The sequence below is a fragment of the Burkholderia sp. Tr-20390 genome (assembly GCF_017104595.1).
Taxonomy (GTDB): domain Bacteria; phylum Pseudomonadota; class Gammaproteobacteria; order Burkholderiales; family Burkholderiaceae; genus Burkholderia.
The window spans coordinates 1-1,499 of the sequence record NZ_JAAGPC010000400.1 but is presented as its reverse complement, the minus strand read 5'-3'; the positions used below and the strand labels follow the sequence as shown (position 1 = coordinate 1,499).

General features: G+C 69.2%; 1 protein-coding gene. It reads right to left on the bottom strand.

Features of this window, described 5'->3' with window-relative positions; translation table 11 throughout:
- Positions 1-1,228: ATP-binding protein (locus tag G3N98_RS39215; RefSeq protein ID WP_206151118.1), on the bottom strand; the 1,228-nt coding region annotated here is incomplete at its 3' end.
- Between the last annotated feature and the right edge of the window lie 271 nt (positions 1,229-1,499).

Sequence of the window (1,499 nt, the reverse complement as noted above, 5' to 3'; positions counted from 1 at the left end):
GCCCGTTGCCGCCCGCCGCGCGCGGCACGACGTCGGACAGTTCGATCTCGCCGCCGAGCCGCGCGGCCGCGCTGAACGCGAGATACAAGCCGACCCCGTGCCCGCCCTGCGTGCTGTCGACCGGCATCGCGCCAAGCGACTCGCGCAGCGAGGCCGGAATGCCGGGCCCGTCGTCGCATACCTCGAATTCGATCTTGTCGGCCGTGCCGGCATGCGCGACCTTCGCGGCGAGCGTCACGCGCTGCGGGCTCGCGCGCGCGGCGTTGTCGAGCAGGATCGTCAGGATCTGGCCGGCCGCGACCGTATCGTCGAGCGCGACGCCCGCCGGGCGCGCGCCGAGCAATTCGAACTGCACGTGCGGATGCCGCAGGCGCCAGTGCTCGACGAACGTGTCGAGCCAGTCGTCCACCGGCTGGCGGCTCGCGGGCGCGCTCGCGCGGCTGCGCAGGCGCGCGAGCGCCGACGTGCAGAGCGTCATCTGTTCCTCGAGCACCTTCAGGTCGGCCTCGTAGCGGGCCAGCCCCGGATCGTCGCGGGCCGCGTCGCGCAGCTCTTCGGCGAGCATCGCGATCGTCGACAGCGGCGTGCCCATCTCGTGCGCGACGGTGGCGGCCTGCACGCCGAGCGCGACCGCCCGCTCGTCGCGCAGCAAATGCTGTTGCGCCTCGCCGAGCGCCGCGTCACGCTGGCGCAGCGCATTCGACATGCGCGCGACGAACCACGCGATCAGCCCGACGCTGACCATGAAGTTCGCCCACATCCCGGTACGGTAGTAGTCGAACAGGTTCGCGGGATTGTCCATGTTCAGCGGCACCGAGTCGAAGCCGAGCGCCGCGTAGCACGCGACCGCGAACGCCGCGAGCCAGATCATCAGGTGCCACGGCAGCACGGCCGCCGCGATCGCGAGCGAAGGCAGGTACAGCGACACGAACGGATTGGTCGTGCCGCCCGACAGGAACAGCAGCGCGGACAGCGCGCCGAGGTCGACCCACAGTTGGCCGAGCAGCTCGAAATTGGTCTCGGGCCGCGCGCGCAGCACGCGCACCCAGGTCAGCGCGTTGAAAACGATTTCGAGCGCAATGACCATCAGCATCGCCGGCAACGGCAGATGCACGCCGAAATAGGTCTGCACGACGCCGATCGTCACGAGCTGGCCGATGATCGCGAGATTGCGGAGCCAGAACAGGTGACTGAGGTTGACGCGCCCGGTGGTGGTGATTCGTTGCATCCGCGCAGTTTACCCGTTTAGCGGGCGGCGCCTCTAGCGGGGCCGGATCGGCACGCGGCGAGCGGGACGCCCCGCGTGCGCGGCCGATGCGGTCAGCCGGCAGATCGGAAGAGCGTCGGGTAGGGCAAGAGTGTATGGCATGGTGTAGATTCCGCCGTGTGGCCGGTCCCGACTATCTCTCAGCTCCTCACCCTCACGTCCTCTCTCGATGACATGTCCCGCCACGCGTTTCTTCTCACATCCTGCTACGTCGTCTGCCTGCCCTCCGTTT